Source organism: Streptomyces phytophilus (genome assembly GCF_013870535.1).
Taxonomy (GTDB): Bacteria; Actinomycetota; Actinomycetes; order Streptomycetales; family Streptomycetaceae; genus Streptomyces; species Streptomyces phytophilus.
Genome location: NZ_JACBXC010001602.1, coordinates 1 through 1,179 on the forward strand (window position 1 = coordinate 1; position 1,179 = coordinate 1,179).

Annotated in this window: 2 protein-coding genes; one reads left to right on the plus strand and one right to left on the minus strand. The window is 74.0% G+C overall.

Annotated elements, in window-relative coordinates; genetic code table 11:
- Positions 1 to 737: sigma factor-like helix-turn-helix DNA-binding protein (locus H5J30_RS34550; RefSeq protein ID WP_181791761.1), on the minus strand; the 737-nt coding region annotated here is incomplete at its 3' end.
- Between the two features lie 133 nt (positions 738 to 870).
- On the opposite strand from H5J30_RS34550, the gene H5J30_RS34555 reads away from it, so the two are divergent.
- The coding region (locus tag H5J30_RS34555) for an FAD-dependent oxidoreductase (RefSeq protein ID WP_181791762.1) at positions 871 to 1,179 on the plus strand (309 nt) is incomplete at its 3' end.

Below are 1,179 nucleotides of genomic sequence, written 5' to 3' on the forward strand. Positions count from 1 at the left end.
GGGTCGAAGAGCGCGAGGAGCGCGTGGAAGTCCTTCCCGCGCGAAGCGGTGAGGAACGCGCCGGCGATCGCACTCCAGCGCGCGGTGACACCCCAGTCCGCCGGCGCACCCGTGGCAGAAGCGGCGTCGGGGGCGCACGGGTCGCCGGAGGGTACGCCCAGCGCATCCTCGGCACCGCGGCCGTCGTCCGCACGCCCGGCCCCGGAGCCCTGCACACGCCGCCGGGCCCGAAGCGCCAGTTGCCGGGTGGCGGCCGGCGAGCGCCGGACGATCGGCGCGATCTCGTCGTACGGAATGGCGAACATGTCGTGCATCACGAACGCGAGCCGCTCCGCGGGCGCCATCGAGTCGAGCACGGCGAGCAGCGCGATCCCGACGGAGTCGCCGCGGAAGCCCGCCCGGCTCGGGCCGGCCCCGTCCGCTCCCTCCGCTCCGGGATCGCCCATCGCCCCATTCGTCACGTTCGGTGGCCGATCTCCGCCTTGATACGGGCACGGTGAGCCCTCGCCCCGCGCCGTCCGGGCCCGGAGAATGTCCAAGGACGCCTCGGCCACGGCCGTCCGCAGCAAGCCGCCGAGGCTCTCCACCCCGTCCGTTCCCGCCCGGCTCACCTGCAACCACGCCTCCCGCACGGCTTCCTCGGCCAGCTCGGCCGAGCCCAGGACCCTGTGGGCGACCGCGCGCAGCTGCGGGCGGTGCTCGTCGAAGCGCAGGGCCAGGAACTCGTGCTCGTTCATCGGGTCCTTCCTTCGTTCCACCGTGTCACCACCGTGACCAGCGAAGGGCGGCCGATGTGACAGCCCGGGTCCGCGGTGTTCGGGTCGTGAGACGTTGTTGCCGGGTGCACGGGGGCCGTGTTCCGATCGCCGCATGACTCGCCGCATCGTGATCGTCGGGGCCGGCATCGTCGGCTCGTCGCTGGCCCGGGAGCTGGCCGGGCGGGACGGCTGCCAGGTCACCGTCCTCGACCGCTCCCCCGCCGGCCGGCTGTACGGGTCCACGGGACACGCGCCCGGCTATGTCGGCGTGCTCGGCGAGGCCCCCGTCCTCACCGCGCTGGCCCGTGCCACGGTGCGCATCTACCGGGAGATCACGGACGAACACGATGTGACGGGCGGCGCGGGCTTCGAGGAGACCGGCTGCCTGGAGGTCGCCACCACGCCCGCGGCGTACGAGACG